This window comes from Sphingobium agri (assembly GCF_023051225.1).
Lineage (GTDB): Bacteria > Pseudomonadota > Alphaproteobacteria > Sphingomonadales > Sphingomonadaceae > Sphingobium > Sphingobium agri.
In genome coordinates, this window is sequence record NZ_JALKHS010000010.1 from 28,858 (window position 1) to 49,763 (window position 20,906).

The 20,906-nt window shown below is 62.9% G+C and carries 20 protein-coding genes; 12 read left to right on the forward strand and 8 right to left on the reverse strand.

Features of this window, described 5'->3' with window-relative positions; all coding sequences use genetic code 11:
* Nucleotides 1-186: 186 nt before the first annotated feature.
* The 4 genes from MU848_RS12865 (at nucleotide 187) to MU848_RS12880 (ending at nucleotide 4,546) form a co-directional block, all read left to right on the forward strand.
* Nucleotides 187-1,548 (forward strand): spinster family MFS transporter, encoded by a 1,362-nt coding sequence (locus MU848_RS12865; RefSeq protein ID WP_247232776.1) that lies wholly within the window; start codon nucleotides 187-189, stop codon nucleotides 1,546-1,548.
* Between the two features lie 35 nt (nucleotides 1,549-1,583).
* Nucleotides 1,584-2,258, forward strand: a complete 675-nt coding sequence (locus MU848_RS12870) for an SDR family NAD(P)-dependent oxidoreductase (RefSeq protein ID WP_247232786.1) — start codon at nucleotides 1,584-1,586, stop codon at nucleotides 2,256-2,258.
* Nucleotides 2,259-2,434: 176 nt separating this feature from the next.
* Nucleotides 2,435-4,123, forward strand: a complete 1,689-nt coding sequence (locus MU848_RS12875) for an FAD-binding protein (RefSeq protein WP_247232788.1) — start codon at nucleotides 2,435-2,437, stop codon at nucleotides 4,121-4,123.
* Between the two features lie 27 nt (nucleotides 4,124-4,150).
* Nucleotides 4,151-4,546 (forward strand): nuclear transport factor 2 family protein, encoded by a 396-nt coding sequence (locus MU848_RS12880; protein WP_247232796.1) that lies wholly within the window; start codon nucleotides 4,151-4,153, stop codon nucleotides 4,544-4,546.
* Nucleotides 4,547-4,646: 100 nt separating this feature from the next.
* On the opposite strand, the gene MU848_RS12885 is transcribed toward MU848_RS12880, so the two are convergent.
* Both MU848_RS12885 and MU848_RS12890 read right to left on the reverse strand, forming a co-directional pair.
* Nucleotides 4,647-5,150 carry a lipocalin-like domain-containing protein gene (locus tag MU848_RS12885; protein WP_247232799.1) on the reverse strand — a complete coding sequence of 168 codons (504 nt, stop codon included), beginning with the start codon at nucleotides 5,148-5,150 and terminating at the stop codon, nucleotides 4,647-4,649.
* A 96-nt stretch (nucleotides 5,151-5,246) separates the two neighbouring features.
* Entirely contained in the window at nucleotides 5,247-7,817 is a 2,571-nt protein-coding gene (locus MU848_RS12890; RefSeq protein ID WP_247232813.1) for a TonB-dependent receptor, read from the reverse strand.
* 451 nt (nucleotides 7,818-8,268) lie between these two features.
* On the opposite strand from MU848_RS12890, the gene MU848_RS12895 reads away from it, so the two are divergent.
* Nucleotides 8,269-9,225, forward strand: a complete 957-nt coding sequence (locus tag MU848_RS12895; protein WP_247232814.1) for an NAD-dependent epimerase/dehydratase family protein — start codon at nucleotides 8,269-8,271, stop codon at nucleotides 9,223-9,225.
* Nucleotides 9,226-9,246: 21 nt separating this feature from the next.
* Nucleotides 9,247-10,248 carry a cyclase family protein gene (locus tag MU848_RS12900; RefSeq protein ID WP_247232815.1) on the forward strand — a complete coding sequence of 334 codons (1,002 nt, stop codon included), beginning with the start codon at nucleotides 9,247-9,249 and terminating at the stop codon, nucleotides 10,246-10,248.
* A 17-nt stretch (nucleotides 10,249-10,265) separates the two neighbouring features.
* On the opposite strand, the gene MU848_RS12905 is transcribed toward MU848_RS12900, so the two are convergent.
* Entirely contained in the window at nucleotides 10,266-10,934 is a 669-nt protein-coding gene (locus MU848_RS12905; RefSeq protein WP_247232816.1) for a TetR/AcrR family transcriptional regulator, read from the reverse strand.
* 139 nt (nucleotides 10,935-11,073) lie between these two features.
* Nucleotides 11,074-11,532 carry a nuclear transport factor 2 family protein gene (locus MU848_RS12910; RefSeq protein WP_097093222.1) on the reverse strand — a complete coding sequence of 153 codons (459 nt, stop codon included), beginning with the start codon at nucleotides 11,530-11,532 and terminating at the stop codon, nucleotides 11,074-11,076.
* A 141-nt stretch (nucleotides 11,533-11,673) separates the two neighbouring features.
* Here MU848_RS12910 and MU848_RS12915 point away from each other — a divergent pair, with 141 nt between their 5' ends.
* The 3 genes from MU848_RS12915 to MU848_RS12925 are packed head-to-tail and all read left to right on the forward strand — an operon-like array spanning nucleotide 11,674 to nucleotide 14,586.
* Nucleotides 11,674-12,420 carry an SDR family NAD(P)-dependent oxidoreductase gene (locus MU848_RS12915; RefSeq protein WP_247232817.1) on the forward strand — a complete coding sequence of 249 codons (747 nt, stop codon included), beginning with the start codon at nucleotides 11,674-11,676 and terminating at the stop codon, nucleotides 12,418-12,420.
* A 40-nt stretch (nucleotides 12,421-12,460) separates the two neighbouring features.
* On the forward strand, nucleotides 12,461-13,636 hold the full coding sequence (locus MU848_RS12920; protein WP_247232818.1) for a sulfotransferase family protein: 1,176 nt from the start codon (nucleotides 12,461-12,463) through the stop codon (nucleotides 13,634-13,636).
* Nucleotides 13,637-13,638: 2 nt separating this feature from the next.
* Nucleotides 13,639-14,586 (forward strand): haloalkane dehalogenase, encoded by a 948-nt coding sequence (locus MU848_RS12925; RefSeq protein WP_247232819.1) that lies wholly within the window; start codon nucleotides 13,639-13,641, stop codon nucleotides 14,584-14,586.
* A gap of 34 nt (nucleotides 14,587-14,620) precedes the next feature.
* Here the strand turns inward: MU848_RS12925 and MU848_RS12930 are convergent, their stop codons facing one another.
* Nucleotides 14,621-15,508, reverse strand: a complete 888-nt coding sequence (locus tag MU848_RS12930) for a helix-turn-helix transcriptional regulator (protein ID WP_247232822.1) — start codon at nucleotides 15,506-15,508, stop codon at nucleotides 14,621-14,623.
* Nucleotides 15,509-15,610: 102 nt separating this feature from the next.
* Here MU848_RS12930 and MU848_RS12935 point away from each other — a divergent pair, with 102 nt between their 5' ends.
* Genes MU848_RS12935 through hsh3 form a run of 3 tightly spaced genes read left to right on the forward strand, consistent with a single transcriptional unit; the run spans nucleotide 15,611 to nucleotide 17,942 of the window.
* A complete protein-coding gene (locus MU848_RS12935) occupies nucleotides 15,611-16,375 on the forward strand; it encodes an SDR family oxidoreductase (RefSeq protein WP_247232830.1) in 765 nt (254 codons plus the stop codon).
* A gap of 59 nt (nucleotides 16,376-16,434) precedes the next feature.
* The gene (locus MU848_RS12940) at nucleotides 16,435-17,196 is read left to right on the forward strand and encodes an SDR family NAD(P)-dependent oxidoreductase (protein WP_201516472.1); all 762 of its coding nucleotides are present in this window, start codon (nucleotides 16,435-16,437) and stop codon (nucleotides 17,194-17,196) included.
* A gap of 26 nt (nucleotides 17,197-17,222) precedes the next feature.
* The gene (gene hsh3, locus MU848_RS12945) at nucleotides 17,223-17,942 is read left to right on the forward strand and encodes a 7-beta-hydroxysteroid dehydratase Hsh3 (protein WP_247232837.1); all 720 of its coding nucleotides are present in this window, start codon (nucleotides 17,223-17,225) and stop codon (nucleotides 17,940-17,942) included.
* Between the two features lie 119 nt (nucleotides 17,943-18,061).
* Here the strand turns inward: hsh3 and MU848_RS12950 are convergent, their stop codons facing one another.
* The 3 genes from MU848_RS12950 to MU848_RS12960 all read right to left on the reverse strand — a co-directional run bounded on the left by MU848_RS12950 (nucleotide 18,062) and on the right by MU848_RS12960 (nucleotide 20,807).
* A complete protein-coding gene (locus tag MU848_RS12950) occupies nucleotides 18,062-18,970 on the reverse strand; it encodes a hypothetical protein (RefSeq protein ID WP_247232839.1) in 909 nt (302 codons plus the stop codon).
* The gene (locus MU848_RS12955) at nucleotides 18,967-20,091 is read right to left on the reverse strand and encodes a Gfo/Idh/MocA family protein (RefSeq protein ID WP_247232841.1); all 1,125 of its coding nucleotides are present in this window, start codon (nucleotides 20,089-20,091) and stop codon (nucleotides 18,967-18,969) included. The genes MU848_RS12950 and MU848_RS12955 overlap by 4 nt, the downstream gene beginning before the upstream one ends.
* Nucleotides 20,092-20,168: 77 nt before the next feature.
* A complete protein-coding gene (locus MU848_RS12960; RefSeq protein WP_247232843.1) occupies nucleotides 20,169-20,807 on the reverse strand; it encodes a TetR/AcrR family transcriptional regulator in 639 nt (212 codons plus the stop codon).
* Nucleotides 20,808-20,906 lie beyond the last annotated feature (99 nt).

Sequence of the window (20,906 nt, forward strand, 5' to 3'; positions counted from 1 at the left end):
GGTAAAGGAGAGGTTCGCTGGGAGCGGACCGGCCGGGCCTGCCCGTCCGGCGCCGCTCCACATTTGCGGATCAACGCACCTCAGCGCTTGCGAATTTGATGCGCCTGCGCCATGCCTCCTCGGATAATTGCACCCGGCCATGAAGTTTCAGCTGCGCGGACCGGGTGCCCGCAATGTGAGGAGAGAATGATGGCGCCCATGGAGGAAAGGCCGGCCCGCCCGGCCTATGCGCTCTATATCCTGCTGCTGCTGCTGGCGATCAATTCGCTCAGCTACGCGGATCGCCACGTCTTCTCCGTCCTCATCCCGGCGATCAAGACGGAATTCGGCGCGTCCGATTCGCTGCTCGGCCTCGTCGGCGGGCCCGGTTTCGTCGCCAGCTATGTGTTGTTCAGCATGCCGCTCGCCCGTTTCGCCGACCGATGGTCGCGGCGCGGGGTCCTCACCCTGTCGGCCACGCTCTGGAGCGCAGCGACGGCGGCATGCGGTGCGGCTGGCAACATGCTGCAAATGAGCATTGCCCGCCTGATGGTCGGCATCGGCGAGGCGGGCGGCCTGCCGCCAGCGCAATCTCTCCTCGCCAGCCTCTATGACGAACGCCGCCGGTCGAGCGCTATGGGCGTTCTTTCCGCCTCCACCTATATCGGCGTCGTGCTCGGCCTCACCGGCGGCGCGGCCGTCGCCGCGATGTGGGGCTGGCGCTGGGCCTTTTTCGCGCTCGCCATCCCCGGCTTTCCCTTGGCGCTCCTGCTCTGGCTCACCGGCCCGCGCCGCAGCAAGGCCGCGCAGACGCCCAGCGATGAGCCGTCCGAAAGCCTGTGGCGAGCCATCCGGCGCTGCTGGTCGATCCCTTCCCTGCGCCTGCTGGGCCTGGGTGTCGGGACGTTCAACATTTTCGGCTATGCCGCCGCCATATGGAAACCCGCCTTCTTCATGCGGTCCCATGGCATGACCATTGTCGAAGCAGGCTCCTGGCTCGGCATCGGCGCGGCGATCGGCGGCATCACGGGCAGCTTGCTCAGCGGCGTCATCGTCGACCGCCTGCGCGTGCGTGGTGAAGAATGGCAGCTGCGCGTCCCGGCCATCGCCTTCCTGCTCGCCTTCCCGCTCTTCATCGTCATGTTCACGCTGCCCGGCGGCGCCGCCGTCCAGATCGGCGGCCTGCGCGTCCCCGGCGTCGCGCTGCTTTCCATCCTCACCGGCATGATGGCCGCGATGTGGGCGGGCCCTTCCTTCGGGGCAGCCGCCCGCCTCGTCCTGCCGCACCAACGGGCCCAGGCGACCGCGATGCTGGTCGTCATCATCAACGTCATAGGCAGCGCCTTCGGCCCCGTTCTGGGCGGCATCGTCAGCGACTTGCTCGCCGACCGGTTCGGTGCCGAATCCCTCCGCATCAGTCTCTTCTCGCTTTCGGTGCTGACAATTTTCGGCGGGCTGCTTTTCTGGCGGGCTTCTGTCCATTATCCCCACGACCTGACCCGCGTCGGTCGCTCCGATGAGGCCCCCTCACTGCCGGGCGAGGGAAAATTGAAGGAATCGACGCTCTGATCGCCGCAACAGAGCCACGAACAGGAGAAGATGGCATGAAGACTCACGCGATCGTGACCGGCGCTGCTGGCATATTGGGCCAGGCCGTCACCCAGGCGCTGGTCCAGGCAGGCTATAAGGTGACCGGCATAGACCGCGCCGACAGCGCAGGCACGGGGACGCAGGGCACTTATCTGGGCGGCGTCGACCTGGCTGACGCTGACGCAACAGCGGCCGCCGTCAATCAGGCGATCGGCGCCAACGGGCCCCTCTCAGCCCTCGTCAACGTCGCGGGCACCTTCCGCTGGGAAACCGTCGCCGATGGCGATGTCGCGACCTGGGCGACGCTGTTCGACATCAACCTGCGCACCGCCGTCAACGCCGTGCGCGCCGCCCTCCCCTCGCTTCGTGAAGGCGGCGGCGCGATCGTCAGCATCGGCGCAGCCTCCGCGATAAAGGCAGGCGCAGGCATGGGCGCCTACGCCGCCAGCAAGGCGGGCATCGCAAAGCTCACCGAAGCGCTGGCCGAGGAAGAAAAGGACAATGGCGTCCGCGTCAACGCCGTGCAGCCGTCGATCATCGACACGCCCGCCAACCGCGCGGACATGAGCGACGCCGACTTCAGCCGCTGGGTCTCGCCAGCGCAGGTCGCCAGCGTCATCGCCTTCCTCCTGTCGGACGGCGCGGCCGCTGTCACCGGCGCCTGCATCCCGGTGACGGGCCGCTGCTGATCGCCGCCAAACCACCGCCCTTGCATGCTAAAATCGCGCCGCAGCTACGCAAGAGTTGACATTATAGCCGGTAAGGTCACAGTTCGCGTGAATATTGCGGGAGGGGATTGGCGCAGCGGCCTGTTCGCGGCAGCGCCACCCGTCCGCTTGGGAACCCGGATCGGAATGGGGCTGTAATGAGTAATTGGGACAAGGAAGTCGACATTCTGGTGGTGGGGTCGGGCGCGGGCGGCCTCCTCGCGGGTCTTGTCGGAGCGCACAACCGCGCCGATGTGCTGATCGTTGAAAAGGCCGATCTTTGGGGCGGCACGTCTGCCACGTCAGGCGGCGGCATCTGGATCCCGGGCAGCGACGTGGCCAAGGCGGCGGGCTTCGAAGATAATCTCGACGACGCCTTCACCTATCTGCGCGGCCTTTCGGCGGACAATGTGCCGGACGAAAATATCCGCGCCTATGTCGATAATGCCGCGCCCATGCTGCGCTGGGTCATGGCGAACACGCCGGTCCAGTACATGGCCTTCCCCTATCCCGATTATCATGCCGAAAATCCGGGCGGGTCGGCGCAGGGCTATCGCACCCATCTTCCCATGCCCATCGACGGCAAGCCGCTCGGCAAGGAAATCCGCACCCTGCGCTTCGCCTCGCCCGCCGCCAGCCTGTTCGGCTATCTCAACTGGCATTTCAGCGAAACGAGCGAACTGCTCTACCGCACGAAGGGCTGGATGAAGAACCTCGTCGTCAACATGTCGCGCTACTGGCTCGACCTTCCCTTCCGCCTGACCTCGCGCAAGGATCGCCGCCTGACGCTCGGCAATGCGCTGACCGGCGGCCTGCGCATGGCGCTCGACAAGGCGGGCGTGCCCGTTTGGCTCAACACGCCGCTTAGCGAACTCATCCGCGAAAACGGCCGCGTCACTGGCGCCGTGGTCGAAAAGGATGGCAAGCCCTACCGCATCGGCGTGCGCAAGGGCGTGGTGCTCGCCGCCGGTGGTTTTGACAAGAACCAGACGATGCGCGACGCCAACTCGCCCCTTTATCCCACGTCCCGCTATTCGGGCGGCGTCACCAGCAATACCGGCGACGCGATCCGTGCGGGCGAAGCGGTCGGCGCCAACATGCTGAACCTGCAATCGGCCTGGGCCGCGCCGGTCTTCTATGTGCCCGGCGAAGATCGCGGGCGGCTATGCACGGTCGAACGGGCGCTGCCCGGCTGCCTGATGGTCAACCAGAGCGGCAAGCGCTATCTGAACGAAGCCGCCTCCTACCATATCGTCGGCCAGCAAATGGCGCGGCGGGAAGCGGAACATCACGACGCCAGCCCCAGCTGGATGATCTTCGACCACAAATATCGCCACCAGTTTCCGATGGGCCCCCTCTACCCGCTCATGCCGACCTTCATGCATAACAAGGGCGTGCGCAGCATCCTGAAGCAGGGCCGCTCGATCGAGGAGCTGGCGGGCAAGATCGGCATCGATCCGGCGGCGCTCTCGGCCACCATCGCCCGGTTCAATACCCATGCTGCCAAGGGTGAAGACCCCGAATTCCATCGCGGCGAAGCGGCCTATGACAAAATGTATGGCGACTTCCGCCACGGCCCCAACCCCTGCCTGCGTCCGCTCGACAAAGGCCCCTTCTACGCCATGCCCATCTATCCGGGCGACATCGGCACCAATGGCGGCCTGCTCACCAATGCAAAGGCCCAGGTTCTGGACGATGCAGGCGCGCCCATCCCTGGCCTTTATGCGGTCGGCAACAATGCCGCCTCAGCCATGGGAGAAAGCTATCCCGGCGCGGGCGTCACCATCGGCCCCGCAATGACCTTCGCCTATGTCGCCGCCCGCGACATGACCGGCGCGAACGCGTGATCCTGACCAGCTGGAGAAATGGCGCGCATGGCTGACCGGCAACGGCAGCTTGTGCGCCGCTTCTTCGACGGCCTCACCAGCGGTGCCTTCGATGCCGATCTCTTCCCGGATGATCTGGCCTGCTGGACTACTGCATCAGGAAAAATGGAGGCGCGGCTATACCGCGCTGTACCCGCCATGCTGAAAAGCATCTTTCCCGACGGCCTTGCCTTCCACATCGATGCGATCATTGCGGAGGGCGATCGCGCCGCCGCCGAAGCCCGGTCTGAAGGAATGTTCGACGCCGGTCAGGTCTACACGAACGACTATGTTTTCCTGTTCACCTTCAATGGTGACCGCATTTCGTCAGTCGCTGAACATCTAAATCCCCTTCGGGTGCCCAAGGCGCTGGCTGCACGCATGATGGCGGCCCTATCGGCCTAGAGCATGATCCGGAGCAAACAGGATCGATCATGCTCCAGGCAAATATCCGCCGGAATTGGATCCTGCCTCTCGGGAAAACAGATGATGGGCGGTGATCGCATCACGCGCCACTCATCTCCCGCGCCGCAACCGTAACCACGCGCCGCCACTCGATCCGCACCAGATCATCACCGATCGCGGCTTCCAGGAACAGCCGATCACCCTCGAATGCATAATGGCGCGGCTGGTCTGATCCGATCCAGTCGGGATACCACGCCCCATCGACATGGTGGATGATGATCCCGGCTTCCGCATCGATCGAAAAGCGCCCGAAATAGCCGCTATAGCCCCGGATCGACTCCCCGAGCGCCTCGTCGCTCACCTGATACACGCTGGGTTTGCCGAACAGGGGCCGGTTCGCCTGCATCAGGTGACAGCTCATATGTCCGTCGGCGCTGTACATGATCTGGCCAAGGGCATCCGTGCCAAAGGGATGATCCCGCGAGCCATCGGAATGAAAGGTCGTCCACAGGACCAGCTGCCACCCGCCAATGAACGCGGCAAAGGCCTCCTGCGCGCTCATCTCCGGGCGGGCGAGCCGCTCCGGCAATCCGTTTGCAACCATTCGCCCTCTCCCGGTCCATTCTATCGATACCGATGATGCCTTGGCTGCCCGGCATGTCCACAAAGAAAAAGGGCCGGGTTTCCCCAGCCCTCTCTTTCACTCGCCGCCGAAGCGATACTTCAGGCGCAGCCCGTACATGCGGGGTTCGCCATAGAGGCTCGTTTGATACAGCAACCCGCCCTGCTGGTACACGTTGCTGTTGCTGATGCGATAAAGCTTGTTGGTCGCATTGGTGACGAACAGCCCCACATCGAACCCGCTGCCCGCAACGCCGTTCCAATCGAGCGACATGTTGAGCAAGCCGAACGCTTCCAGATAGGCGCCCGGCTGCTGCGCAGGCACGTTGCCGGGATCAGTATACTGACGCGAACTGTGCGAATAATTCACGAAGAAGTTCAAATCACCCATGTCATCGCCAACCGGTATCGTGGCATTCGCATGAATGCTCCAGATGTATGGCGAAACATATTGGAACGGCAGGCAGCTCAGGTCCACCGTGCCACCCGGCGCCACGCCACCGTTACAGCCGAAGCCTCCGGTGCTCGTGGTGAACTCATATGTCTTGTACTTCGCGTCAGTGTGGCTGAAGTTACCACCGATCTCCAGGCCCTTGAACGGCTGCATGGAAGCTTCGACTTCGACACCCTTGATCCGCGCGTCGGCATTGCGGACGACCGCGCCACCAGCGGCCGACGCGGGATTATAGTCCGCCCCAGCCCGCTGAATGTCCTTGTAGTCCAGCAGATAGGCGCTGGTATTCAGACGGAATGGCACATCGGCAATCCGGAAGTCGGCCTTGAAGCCAGCTTCATAGGATGTGACCTTTTCCGGCTGGAAGGTTCGGGTGTTGGTAAACACGGCCTGCTGGTTGAACCCGCCTGCTTTGTACCCACGGCTCACCTTGCCGAACAGCAGCACGTCGCGCATCACCTTGTAATCAAGTCCGATCAGCCAGGTCGAAGCCTTGCTGTTCAGTTCCGCGGTGTAGGTGCAATCTGCGATGGCAGTCGCAAGAGGCACGGTCAGACCGCTCGATGCGCAAGTCGCGTCAGTTCCATTGATCTCCGGTACGAATGCCGTCGAAAAACCACGGATCTTGTCCCAGGTGTGGCGATAGCCGCCGGTCAGACGCAAGCTCTCCAGAGCAGGCGACACCGCTCCGAAATCGAATGTTGCCTGAGCGTAGAGGGCCTTCGACGTCTGGGTCGTGCCGTAAGTGCTGTAGTTTGACGGACACACGATATTGGATCCGGTGAACGCAGCCGGGCAGTAGACGATCGCTGCGCCAACCTGCTTGCCGCTCGGCCGCTGGTCATAATAGAAACCGCCGACCGTGTACGTCAGATGCTTGTCGAGGGTGGATCCCTGCAGCTGAAGTTCTTCCGTGAACTGCTTCAGATCGTCACGCGGGAAGCCCGGATCCGACGCATTGAGATATGTCAGCGGCGTGTTGTCACCTGGCAGCAGGACCTGGCCTGGAGCGGGCAGGCGATTGGGATCAACATCATGCTGCTGCAGGATCGTGCCGTCGCTGTCATAGGCATAATCCAGCTTCAGTTTCTGGAAGCTGACAATGTTGCGCAGCGTCAGTTCGTCGCTCAACTCGATATCGGTCGTGTTGGAAACGCCCCACGTCTTGGTGCGCGAGAAGATATCGACCCCGAGTGCGGTCTTGCGCGGGCCCAATGCATTGGCCTGTGCCGATGCAGCGCGATACACGTCGCAGGATGCGACCGCGTTCGGAATGGTTGGCCCTTCGATGCAGAAGGGGGCCGGCGAGCCATCGGCAGGGTTCACCAGGCTCTTGAGCCCTTCGATGTTGAAGCCCTTGTGAACGAAGCCCGCGCCATTGTTGCTGGACTTCGCACCATAAATCATGGTGTAGTTTTCGATGGTCTCGGTCGGCTTGAAGGTGATGCCGATGCGGCCTGAATACCAATGTTCGTCGTCGCGATCCTTGTTCCATACGACATCGCGCGTGAAGCCATCGCGATCATGGAATGCGCCGACGACGCGGACCAGCAGCTTGTCTTCGATAACGGGAACATTGACCGCGCCTTCGACATAGCGGCGGTCGTAATTGCCGATCTCGCCCTTGATCCAGCCGCCGAACTCGTTCGTCGGCTTCTTGGGCACCAACAGCACGGCGCCACCGGTCGTGTTGCGACCGAACAGCGTGCCCTGCGGGCCGGACAGTACCTGCAGATTCTCAAGATCGACAAAGTTGCCAGGGCCGCCCTGCTGGCTGAGCGTGATGCCAGCGGGCAGCGGCACTTCGTTCATGTAAACGACGACGCCAGGCGATGCCTGGAAGGTGGCGCCTTGGCCGCGAATGGTGAAGGACTGCGATTCACGCGATCCCTGACCGTTGGGACCAACGACCAGCGACGGCACGCTCGCCTGAAGGTCCTGCTCCTTGGCGATGCCCTGTTGCTCCAGCCGATCGGCGGACAGCGCGGTGATGGCGATCGGAACATCCTGGTTGCGTTCCGCGCGCCGGTTGGCGGTCACGACGATGTCAGTGAGGCCGATATTCTCGCCCGCGCCCTGCGGTTGGGCTTCGGTTTGGGCCAGGGCGGCCGGAGCCACGATCGACACGACAACACCGGCCATCATGCTGGTGGCAAGCAACGGCAATCGGCGCCGCGCGCGGATAACAGACGACATTCACACTCTCCTATGCATGTGGTGCAGAGGCCTGCGGCGTCCACCGCAGCCCCAATCCTCTCCAGACGTTTTTTACTGAATTGATTTTTGTTACCGATCCGACCGGATCAGCCTATGCAGGCAAGGGTAAGATTAGGCGGGCGCGCTGGCGATATTCGGGATAGGTGCTGCTGCGGCGTCTCTGCCGGTCATCTTCTTGATGTCATACAGGCCGCACATCTGGACTCCCCTTTTTATGGTTCAGCGCCACCTCCGTTGACCGGAACGTTATGTAAGCACTCACTTCGCGCGGCCTAATAACATGCCCTGATGTGAAATCAATATCCTAACTGCGGCCAATTCACCATTTCATCCATTAATTAGAGCCACATTTACGCCACTCCGTTACGGAAATGCGTAGAACCGCACTCCTCGCTACGGTCCGCGCCGCGTCTCGCCTACGCTTCGGATCATGGCATCATCTTCCACGCTTCAAGGACGCAAGATCCTGGTCACCGGCCCCGCTGGCCAGATCGCCTTTCCGCTTGCCCGTTCCCTCGCGCTTTTCAATGAAGTCTGGGGCATCGCCCGCTTCAGCGATCCTGCGCAGCGACGGGAAGTCGAGGATGCGGGAATCAGGACCCTAGCCGTCGACCTCCAGCAGCCTGACTTTTCCGACCTCCCCCGCGACTTCACGCATCTCTTGCATCTCGCCGCTTCGGTCGAAGGCAGCGATTGCGATCAGGCGATCACCACCAATGCTGAAGGAACCGGCCTGCTCCTGTCCCACTGCCGCAATGTCGAAGCGGCGCTGATCATGTCGACCGTCGCCGTCTACAAGCCGCACCCCGACCCGCGCCACGCCTATAGCGAAACCGACCCGCTCGGCGACGCCATGCTGCCCGGCATGACTGCCTATTCAGTCGCGAAGATCGCGCAGGAAGCGGTCGCCCGCTATTGCGCGCGCGAGTTCGGCATACCCGTCACCCTCGCCCGGATGGGCGCGTCCTACGGGCCGCGCGGCGGATTGCCGACACTGGTCGCACAAGCCATGGCGGAAGGCCGCCCGTGGATCACGCGGTCCGATCCCTGCCCCTATAATCCGATCCATGACGACGATCTGCTCGCCCAACTGCCCGCCCTCCTCGATGCTGCGAGCGTCCCCGCGACCATCGTCAATTGGGCAGGGGATGACATGGTGAGCGTGCAGGACATGGCCGCCTATGCCGGAAGTCTGCTCGGCCTCCCTGCGCGTGTCGAGATCGCTCCAGCGCCCGGAGCGCAGCCCGGCTCCGGCGTCGACAACGCACGGCGTCTCGCCATCACCGGACCTTGCCGGGTCCCTTGGCGCGAAGGCTTGCGCCGCGTCATGATGCAGCTTTACCCCGGCCGCATGAGCAGCCACGATGCGCCTGCATCCCAAGGATGACAGAATAAGAGGAGAGTGGAGATGCCGCGCTGGGTGAACCGGCCCGAAGGGTCGAATTGGGGCGATTTCGGCGACGATGATCAGATCGGCCGGATGAACCTGATCACGTCGGAACGCCGCCGCGCCGCGATGGCGGAAGTCCGGGAAGGCATCGCCTTCACGCTCAGCCTGCCGCTCAACGTGCCCACCATTCCCCTCACGCCTTTCCGCCGCCCGCCGCTGCTCAGCGCGGCCTGCGATGAGGAAGGCGACATGTACAACCGCCTCGACCCCAATGGCGAAGAATCCACCTGCGACGACAGGGTCCTGCTATACACGCAGCACTCAACGCAGTGGGACGCGTTGTCGCATCGGGGCCGCACCTTCGACGCGGACGGAGATGGGGTGGCGGAACTGGTCTATTATAACGGCTTCCGCGCTGGCGATCATGTCAGCGGTGGTGAAGGTGCCGCTGGCGCGCCCTGCGCCCGCGCGCTCGGCATAGAGACCTTGGCGACAGCCGGGGTGCAAGGGCGCGGCGTCCTGGTCAACCTGAAGGCCGCCTATGGAACGGAGTACCGACCGATCACGCGCGACGATCTGCTGCGCGCGATAAATGCCCAGCGCGTGGAGGTGCGCACAGGCGATTTCCTGCTGCTCTACACTGGTGTCGATCGCATGCTGCTCGACCGGGAAGCGCGCGGCAAGGATGTGCCGCTTGCAATGGCCGGGTGCGCGCTCGACGGGCGTGACGAAAGCCTGCTCCAATGGATCATCGACAGCGGCATCACCGCCATCTGCTCGGACAATCTCGCGATCGAGGCGCTCGACCTCATTCTCTCGCCCGAACCGCCGCCGATCCGCCTGCCTGTCCATGACCTCTGCCTGTTCCGCCAGGGCATCTTCCTGGGTGAACTCTGGTATCTGGAAGAACTGGCCCAATGGCTTGGAGAACGGGGCCGCCATGCTTTCCTGCTCACCGCGCCGCCGCTCCGCCTGCCCGGCAGCGTGGGTTCACCCGTGACGCCGATCGCTACAGTCTGACGGCCCGGCAGGTCCGGTCATGCCTTGCGGGTGCTCGGATCCTCGTTGGACATTCCGCTGGCGCCATTCAGGAACAGGTTCGTCGCGGTTTCGGCATTGGCCCTGATCTGCGCCGGGGTCATCGCCTTCTCATTGTAGATGATGCGGTTCTGCCACCGCCGCAGCAGCAGGGCGACATAAAATTCCGCCAGCGTCGTAGCCTGCGTCTTGGCAAAACCATGCGCTGTCAGGATATTCTGCAGCGGTTCCAGCTGAAACCGCTCGAATTGTCGGCGGGACACTTCCTCCAATTGAGGAAAGCTGATGCACTCACGAAAAATGATGCGGGCCAACCGTACCTGTCGGTCCTCATTGACGCGGCTGCTGACGTGCAGCGCATAGCGCATCAACTGTTCACGCAGGGTGCCTTTCCCATCTGTCGGAACATGATGGCGGATCGCCGACATCTCCAGACAGGCTTCGAACAGCGCGACCTTGTCCGTGTAACGGTTATACACCGTGCGCGTCGACACGCCCGCCCGCTCAGCGATGGATCGCACGGACGCACCATGAAATCCATGGCTGGAAAACTCCTCCAGCGCCGCCTCCAACATCGCCTCATGCTTCAGCTCGGCTTCACGGGCATTGGGCCTGCCGACCCGCCTCTTCGCCCCCTCTTCGATTTTTTCTGCCTCGCTGCTGATCATCGGCTGGCGTCGTCCCCCTCTTGGCCTGGCACCATGACGCTGCACGAACGCCGTGCAGCTGACGCCAGCTATAGGACATTTTGGCCGGTGCAGATAGAGGCAGCGCGGGCCGCGGAGCCCGCCAGCAAGCGCGAGACCGTCAAGCTGGGACGGGCGGGATCGGCGGCATCTCGGGCACATTATGGGCGTAGCCCATTTCCTCGTACCGCTCGGCAATCCGCCAGCCTTCGCCGGTCCGCACCAGCTTGTCGCGATACCAGAGGCCGATGAAGAACACCTGCTCCTTGCCATCGTCACCCTTGTAGACCATCGGGTTGAACAGCATGGTCCGGCTGCGGGCTGTGTCGCCGTCCAGTTCCAGCTTCGTCGTCGCGACCATATGCTGGAAGAGGGGGAACCGCTCCATGGCAACCGGCAACCATGCCTTGATCTGCGCGACGCTGCCCTTTGCCCCGCCCGTCTCGCTATAATCGATCACCGCGTCAGGCGTGAAGACTTCGTCCAGTCCGTCCCAGTTCCGCTCATCGATGGCATAGCTGTAGCGGGACAGAAGATCCTGAATTTCAAGCCGGTCCGAAATTTCCTGGAGCGAAAGCATCAGACATCCTCCTTCTGATTTTATGAACCAGATCAGGCCTGCGAGGTTCGCGCTTGTCAAGTTTTTCCGTGCATGAGCCTTGAATTGCGTAGCAAATTGACGCAAGCATCGATCAACAAATTAAAAGATGAGGAGAGGTACATGCGTCTGGATGGCAAGATCGCGGTTGTGACCGGCGCGGCGTCCGGGATCGGCTTGGCGGTGGCAAGGCGGCTCGCAGCAGACGGCGCAAAAGTCGTCATCGGTGATCGCAATGCGCAGGGTGTCGAGGACGCCGCGCAGGCCATTGGACCGGCGGCCACCGCATTGGCGCTCGACGTCGCGGATGAAGTATCCTGCAAAGCCATAATCGATCGCGCTGTCACGCTTCATGGCGGGCTCGACATCCTCTGCAACATCGCTGGCGTGCTGGACTTCGGCCGCTTCGAAGATGTCGATCGCACCCGTTGGGATCGGGTTATCTCAGTGAACCTGACGGGCGTCTACCAGATGTGCCGTGCGGCCATGCCCCATCTGGTCGCGCGGCGCGGCAATGTCGTCAACATGGCTTCCGCCGCCGGTCTTGTCGGCGTGCCCTATAATTCGGCCTACACCGCATCCAAGCATGGCGTGGTCGGCTTGACCCGCGCGCTGGCGCTGGAGTTTTCGAAGGAAGGCGTGCGCGTCAACGCCGTCTGCCCGGGCGGCGTGGACACGCCGATGCTGCATCAGACGCCGCCGGACAATATCGACTGGCAGATGGTCATGCGTTCGGCCTCCTGGCTGGACAGCGGCGCGATGGCGACGACCGACGACATTGCCGACACTGTTGCGTTCCTTGCATCGGCAGAGGCCAAGCGCATCACCGGCGTGGCCTTCCCCGTCGACGGCGGCCAGACCGCAGGCTGACCTACCCCAACCTTTAAGCTTTTGAAGAAGAGTGACGACCATGGCGACCCAGCCCGACCAGATCCAGACCCAGCCCCTCGAACGGGAGGCGCTGCTGCAACAGGCGCGCGAGCGGGCAGGGCTCTCCGATTTCGGGGACGAGTGGTTCTTCGAACCGATGGACCGCTATATCGAGGCATCGAACCGCGAAGGCCGCCTCACCCCCGCCGGGCGCGCTTCGACGACCGAGGTCATCGTCAAGGGCCTGGTCAGCCGCCTGCGCATGGTGGAGGACATCAAGCGCCACCCGGAAATCCTCGACGAAAAGGTCGATGTCGCGGGCATCATCCTGGGCCTGCCGCGCACCGGCAGCACCATCTTCCAGCGCCTGCTCGCCAGCGCGCCCGGCATGACGGGCCTGCGCTGGTACGAGGCGCAGAATTTCGCTCCTTTCCCCGGCGAAGAACGCGGCAATCCGGTCGAACGCCGTGCCTATGCGCAGGCGATGATCGATGGCTGGCTGCAGCTTTCGCCCGAACTCGCGTCCATCCATCCCCTCGAACCCGACGCGCCGGACGAGGAAATCCTGGTCCTCGGCCAGATGTTCGTCAGCACGATGATAGAGGGCATGAATTATGTGCCAAGCTTCAGCCGCTGGCTGAACACATATGACCAGTCCAAAGGGCATGAGGACCTCAAGACCATCCTCAAATATCTTCAGTGGCAGGACCCTTCGCGCAAGGGCCGCAAGTGGATTTTGAAGAGCCCCTCCAACCTCCCCTATGCGGAAGTCGCGGCAAAGGCTTTCCCGGACGCGCTGCTCATCATGACGCACCGCGACCCGTTGCAGACCGTGCCCTCCTACGTCTCCATGCAGGCGGCGCTGTACAAGCTCAGCGCCACCCTTACTGACGCGGAAGTCGGTGCCTTCTGGTTCCCGCGCCTTGTAGAATGGATGCGCCTGTTCGAAGCAGCGCGTGAACGGATCGGCGAAGACCGCTTCATCGACATCGACTATCGCGAAGTCGGCAAGGAACCGATGGCGCAGGCAGAGCGCGTGCTGTCTCGCATGGGCATCCCCGTCGATGCCCAGCTGGAAGAAGTGCTGGCTGAATTCCTCGCGGGCAACAAGCGCGAGCAGCGGCCGATGCACGACTATTCGCTCGAACGCTTCGGCCTTGATGAAGAGGCGATCAAGCGCGAATTCGCCACTTATCGCGAACGCTACATCCTTTGACGATGGAAGTCCGGCCCGGCATCCTGCGTACGCCGCAAGCCTGCTTCGACGCTCTGCCGGGCTATGACTTCGCGCCCCATTATGTGGAGGTGGAAGACGCCCGCCTCGGCCCCTTGCGCATGCATTATGTGGATGAGGGGGACCGCGAAGCCCCCATCGTCCTCATGCTGCACGGCAACCCGACCTGGAGCTATCTCTACCGCCACATGATTGGCCCGGTCGTGGCAGCGGGCTATCGCGTCATCGCGCCCGACATGATCGGCTTCGGCAAGTCGGACAAGCCTGCCAGCCGCGCCGATTACGGGTTCGACCGCTTCGTCAAATGGATGCGGGCCTTTGTCGAGACGCTCGACCTCACCGGCATAACCCTCGTCTGCCAGGATTGGGGCGGCCCCATCGGGCTGCGCGTCCTGTCCGAATGTCCGGAGCGTTTCAGCGCCGTTCTCGCCACCAACACGCTGCTGCAAAATTGCGATGCGCCGCCGCTCGGCGTGGCGGATTGGCCGGGCGAGCAGATCGCCGCCTGGGTCGAAACCTGCCGCACCAGCGAAGACTTGCCGCTCGACCTGCTGGTCGGCCGCGCCTGCGCTACCGATGTTCCGGCAGACGTCCTCGCCGCCTACGCCGCGCCCTTCCCCGACGCGTCCTACAAGAAAGGCATGCTCCAGATCACCTGTGGCATCCCGATCGCTGAGGGCGCCGAAGGCTTGGAGGCAAACCGCGCCGCCTGGCGCTTCCTTGAAAGCTGGGACAAGCCCTTCCTCACAGCCTTCAGCGATCAGGACCCCGCCACGATCGCTTGGGAAGAGGTCTTTCAACGCCGCATCCCCGGCGCGAAAGGCCAGCCGCACGCCCGCATCGCCAACGGCGGACATTTCGTGCAGGAAGACCAGGGCGCAGCACTCGCCCAAGTGCTGATCGAATTTCTCAATGCCAATCGGGCGATCTAGAGCCTACTTGCGTAACCCCGAACACAGTCAGCCCTTAATGAAACCCCTGCCGAAACGCGCGCGGCGTTAGCCCCGTGGCGCGCCGGAACGCGGCGCTGAACGCACTTGCCGTCGCAAAGCCCAGCGCCTCCGCGATCCGGCTCATCGGCAGCACGCCGCCCCGGATCATGTCTTGCGCCCGCTCCATCCGGATCGCGGCTGCATGGTCAGACAGCGCCATGCCCGCCGTCGCCGCGAACGACCGCGACAGGTGCGACCGGCTGATCCCGCACAGGCTGGCAAGCGCCTGCGTCGTCGGCCATTCCCCATCGCTCGACCGCAGTGCCTCCTCGATCCGCGCAAGCTGCCAGGGCGCAAGGCCACCCTGCGCGGCATCAGCCTGTCGCGGCCGCCGGAACAACCGCGCCAGCTCCACCATCGCGAGTTGCACCAACGCCTCGACCGCCATTTCCGAGCCGTAGCCAGGCGTCACCGTCTCCTGCTTCAGCCGTTCCGCCAACGCCATCAGCACCGGCGAAGTAATCGACGCGCACCGGCTCAACCGCCGCGAATCCCAATCCGACAGTCCCGTCACCGCCGCAAAGCGCACCGGATCGAACCGGCAGGTCAATATGTCGAGCGTACCTCCGTCGCCCCGCGAATGCATGGCAATGCCGCCGGGCCGCAGCATCAGGCGGCCGACCTTGTGCCGCCGCCGGTCGCCTAGGTCGAACATGATTTCGCCCTGCGTCCCTTCGGCGCGCGGCATGACGATCGACAGGATCGGTGCCTCGTCCAGTTCCCACATCTCGTTGGGACGCGGAAGTTCGTACCGGCGCAATTCTACCCGCGCGGCGCTGCTCGTTACGACGGCCAATACCGTCCACGGCCCAGTCGCGCTGTGCAACGGAGCCTCTTGGCCGATCGGAACCTGCTGCGTCATGAACCAACGATAATCTCATAGGCTCATAAGAACAAGCACTGGCTATGCGCAGCAAAAGCTGCCATCTACAACGCAACAAAGCAAAAGGCGGAGAGTGTTTTCATGAGCAGAACCATAGTCGTGACTGGCGCAGCATCGGGAATCGGCGCCGCCACACGCGACAGGCTCGAGCGCGCGGGTCACCAGGTTATCGGTGTCGACCTGCGCAATTCCGACATTGATGCGGATCTCGGCACGGCGGAAGGTCGGACCAGCATGATCGATGAGGTCACGCGCCGCGCACCCGATGGCATCGACGCGGTCCTCGCCGGGGCCGGCATCTCGGCCCAAGGGATGGAACGGGAGACGATCGGCATCAATTATTTCGGCGCGGTCGCCACGCTGGAAGGATTGCGCCCGCTGCTGGCGAAATCGGCCCGCCCGCGCGCTGTCGCCATCTGCTCCACCACCGCCATATTGCCGTCCAACGCCCAGGTGGTCGAACTCTGCCTCGCGGGCAAGGAAGAGGCCGCGCGCGAAGCCATGGCGAATGATGGGGGCAACGCCTACTCCACGTCGAAAAACGCACTATCGCAATGGGTCCGCCGCGCCGCGGTGCAGCCCGAATGGGGCGGCGCAGGCATTTTGCTGAATGGCATCGGGCCTGGCGTGGTGAAAACGCCGATGACGACACCGCTGCTCAGCCAGCCGGACATGGTAAAGCTCATCAACCAGAGCAATCCGATCGCCGTCAACGAATATGCCGGGCCGGAACAGATCGCCGAACTGCTCGACTTCCTGCTCAACATGGAAAATAATTATCTGCTGGGTCAGTTGATCTTCATCGACGGCGGCAGCGACGCGATCTTGCGGCCGCGCCAGGTCTGACATCCAAGGCGCGGCAACGCGCAGGCCACAGAAACAAAATGAAGGGAAAGGATAGAGCGATGTCGGCTCTCAAAGGCAAGGTTGCCCTGATCACCGGGGCGGGACAGGGCATCGGGCAGGGCATCGCCACAGCCCTGGCGGCTGAAGGCGTGAATCTGCTGCTGGCAGGGCGGACGCTCGAAAAGGTTGAGGAAACCGCACGCCTTGCCGAAGGCCATGGCGTTCGCGCCATCGCCGTCGCCTGTAACGTAAAGGCAGCGGACGATCTCGCCGCTGCCGTCGACCGGGCGGTCAGCGATCTTGGCGGCGTCGATATCCTGATCAACAATGCGCAGGAAGTGCCGCTTGGCCTGCTCGATGAAGTGACGGACGAGGCTTTCCTGGCAGGATTTGAATCTGGCCCCCTCGCCTCGTTCCGCCTGATGAAGCTGGTGCGTCCCCATATGGCGGCGCGCGGCGGCGGCACCATCTTCAACTTCGCTTCTTCCGCTGGCATCCGCTGGGACATGACCGGCTATGGCTGCTATGGCGCTGTGAAGCAGGCGACCCGTGTCCTTACCCGCGCGGGCGCGGCGGAATGGGGGCGGCAGAATATCCGCGTCCTCACCATCGCTCCGCACGCCGAATCGCCGGGCCTCAAATGGTGGATCGAGAATAATCCCGAGGAGGCAAAGGCCTTCTTTCGCACCATCCCGCTCGACCGCATCGGCCGGCTGGAGGAAGATATCGGCCGCGCCATTGTCGCCCTGTGCGGATCGGACCTGTCCTATCTGACGGGCGCCACCATCCCGCTTGACGGTGGACAGGCCAATTTCGACTGACCTGAAAGATTGATGGAGAGATCTGAATGGAAAAGCTGATCTGCGCTCTTTGGGCGCCCGAGGGCGTCACCCGCGCCGACTATGCCGAACAGTTGAAAGCCGCGCTCCCCGCTGCGCTCAAGGATGCGGGCGCAACTGCGATCCGCCTGAACCTGCGCGACGCGACCGTGGAACCAGCTGCCCCCCTCCTGCAAACATGGCAGCAGCCGCAGCAGGATGCGGTGGTGCAATTCTGGCTACCCACCGCCAATGCCCATTTCCGCGGACCCATTGACGACATCCTGGCCGAACATAGCAGCCGCTTCGAGCTGTGGGTCGTTGCTGAATCCACCATCATTCCCAACCGGGATCATGCGCCGCAGGCCGGGTCACGCACCTGGGGCTGGTCGCAGGCGAGCTTCATCTCCTTCCGCTCGGACATGAGCTGGGACGATGCCGTCGCGCACTGGCACCGGCACCACACCCGCGTCGCCATCGATACGCAGGCGAATTTCGAATATGTCCAGAATATCATCGTTCGCGCGCTGACGCCCAATGCACCCGACTATGATGCCTTTGTCGAGGAATGCTTCACGCCAGAAGCGATGACCAACTCTCCCGCCTTCTTCGACGCAGTCGGCGATGATGAGAAATTCGCCCGCAATACAAAGGATATGGCGGACAGCTGCGCAGGCTTCATCGACTTTTCGCGCATCGACATCATTCCGACGAGCCAGTTCGACTTCGCCCATCTCGACGGGAAGTGAGATATCGGGAGGGGGCTAAGCGCCTCCTCCCGTTCTGATCTGTCCGGAACATACAAGCACCGTTCAGACTGAGCTTGTCGAAGTCCTCTTCTTCCCTTTCAAGAACCCGCGCCACAACTTCAGGGAATGATCTCCCGCCCCTCGCCAAAGATCATCGACGCCTGCCTACTATCGACGCCCTCCCGGTGCCCGCGCCAGCCCAGCGCCGCCCGCGCCTCGGCGGGTGAAAGGTGCATGATCTCCTCGAACTTCGCGGTGAACAGCGCGTCCGACTGCTGCCCCACCTCATAGCCATAGGACAGGTTCCGCCACAAATCCGGCCACGCCCCCGGATAATGCAGCATCGTCCGCGTCATCCAAGGGAACATGATCAGCGTATTGACCGTCATCAGAGCGCCCGCCAGTTCCGCGCCCAGATGCCGGAACACATTGCCCGTGACCACGCCGGTGATGAAATATTCGGCGACTGATCCAAATCCTACTTCGCCCAATATATGATAGGCATCATGGGTCTGTCCCATGCGCAGGTTCCAATAGTCTAGCGTATTCGCTGGCTTCCAATCAGGATTGTCCAGGATGCGGGAGTTGAGTTCAGGCGAAAGGTCGAACTCATCCATATATTCGAACAATTGGCGGCCGACCGAACCCTCCGGATATTCCTTCAGATCATCCTTGCTGTAGGTCGACACAAAAGCTTCGTTCAGCCACTGGTCGAATGCCGGGTTACGGCGGCGTTCCTCCGCCACCAGCTTTTCGGCCTCTTCGACATCACGCACCTCATCGACCGCCTGCATCAGCGTCGGGAGACCATAGAGCAGCGGATAGTCATGACCGTTGCGCCGCAGATTTTCGGTCGAGATCCACTCGCGCACCCGCGCATCGTTCAGCCACCGCGAAGAGCTGACCAGCACACTGCTTTCCGTCCGCACCTTGCGGCGGCCGTTCAGGTAGAAGATCGCACTACCCGACGTGACCTCTTCGGCATTGTCGGCCTGCGCGGTATCGGCGATTTCCAATTCAGCTTTCATGGCGTAACTCCGGCAGCTTGTGCACATGCACGGGGAGAGCTTGCGCCGTCCAGACGGGCAAGCAGGTTCTGGATGGCGGCCGCCCGATCGAAATCTGGCTCAACCGCTGCGTCGTTCACTATGGCTTCGCCCAGACGCGTATAGAGATTGCCGATGGACGACAGCGCCTCGCGCGATGCGAAGCTGCCCGGATAGGCGCTGTAGCGGTCTGGTTCAGCAGGTATCGCCGCGCATTCCAGGGCAGAGGGGATGGCGATCGGCTCCATCGCGCCACCCCCTCGTACGCCATGCAGCACCAAGGATTCTATCGCGGGAAGGCTTGGGTCGCGCGTCGATAACAGCAATGACCCTTCGCTGCCCTCGATGCGCCACTCGCAACCCATGCCGCTCATCGACACGCCTGCAAGGTTCATCTGGAACAGCGCGCCACCCCGCAGCCTGCCCTCGAACAGCAAATGATCGTCGGCATCCCGATCAATCGGCGCACCATTTTCATCGACCGGCGGCAAATGGATCGCCCCGCGCACATCGACATCCTCGATCGGGCCGAAATGATGGTCCATGGCGTCGATCAAATGTCCGCCATAGATGGACAGGAGCGTCGTGCCGCCTGCCCGCATCGCCATCGCCCGCATCACCGGACCGAAAATCCGCGCATGCAGCGTCACGCTGTAGAGCCTGCCCACATAGCCTTCCGCGACCAAGTTGGCCGCATGGGTCATCACCGGTGATCCGCGCAGATGGAGGCCGATCATCGCCTTGACGCCCCGCCGCCGCGCCAGTGCCGCCAGTTCCTCCGCTTGCTCCACGCTGATCGCCAGCGGCCATTCGCAATAGATATGCTTGCCCGCGTTCAGCGCTGCCCTGGCAATCGCATGATGATGCGGCACCTTCACGCAAATCGCGACGAGATCAATGTCGGGATGTTGCGCCAGCACTTCGGCATCAGTGAACCACAGCGGCGCCCCGAACCTGGCGGCGGCCTCCCGGGCGCTTTCCTCCCGCGTCGTGCATACGCCTTGCAGCGTGTAGCCAGGCAATCGTTCGATCACCCGGCGATGGACGCCAGAACCCCAGCCATAATCGGGGCTCGCACCCACCATGCCGACCCGGATCACCACCGGCGCCTCTCCTACTCCTGTTATTCTTGAAACCATACTCTCAGTCTGGTTTCAAGTCCACCGGCTTTCGCGGCCCGTCAGGCAGCCGGTTTCACGAACCGGACAATATCCTCTGCCACCAAATCCAGGCAGATGTCGGATTGCACGCCAAACTCGCCCCGGGCCACCTCCGCGCACACATGGGCAATCTGATTGAACAACAGCCGCACCCCGATGCGCTGCCGATCGTCTGTGCTTGCCTTGGCAAAGGCATCGACACCTGATCCCGCCACCAAGTCGATCAGCACCTCGGTATCCGCCAATATTCGGGCTCGAAAGCCAGTTTCGAACAATTGCAACTGCGCGATCAGCGGCGTCACATAGCGATGTTCCAGATGGATACCGACAAAGTCCGCCAACCACTCCCTGACCGCTGACCGATCCTGCCTCGCCAGCAGCGGCAGCCGTTCGAACAAGGCTCGCGTCTGCGGCACCGTCTCCTCATAGATGGCGCTGGCAAGCTCCAGCTTCGATTCAAAATGCGAATAGAAAGTGGCCCGGCTGACTCCAGCCGCGCCCAATATGTCGTCGATCTTCGCATCGACATAGCTCGCTTCGGCAAACACCTGTCGTGCCGCCCGGACGATCCCGTCGCGCGTCGCCGCGCGCCGCCGCTCCAGATAGGCCGCACGGCCGCCAGCGGGCTTTTCCGCCATGTCCTTGGCCAAAACTGTCATCCCTGCCACTTCACTTCCCCAAGCACGGATCGATGATGCGGCACATTGCCGATGGGCACAAGAAAATGGATCCCCTGCACCGCCTTGGCCGTTGACCCC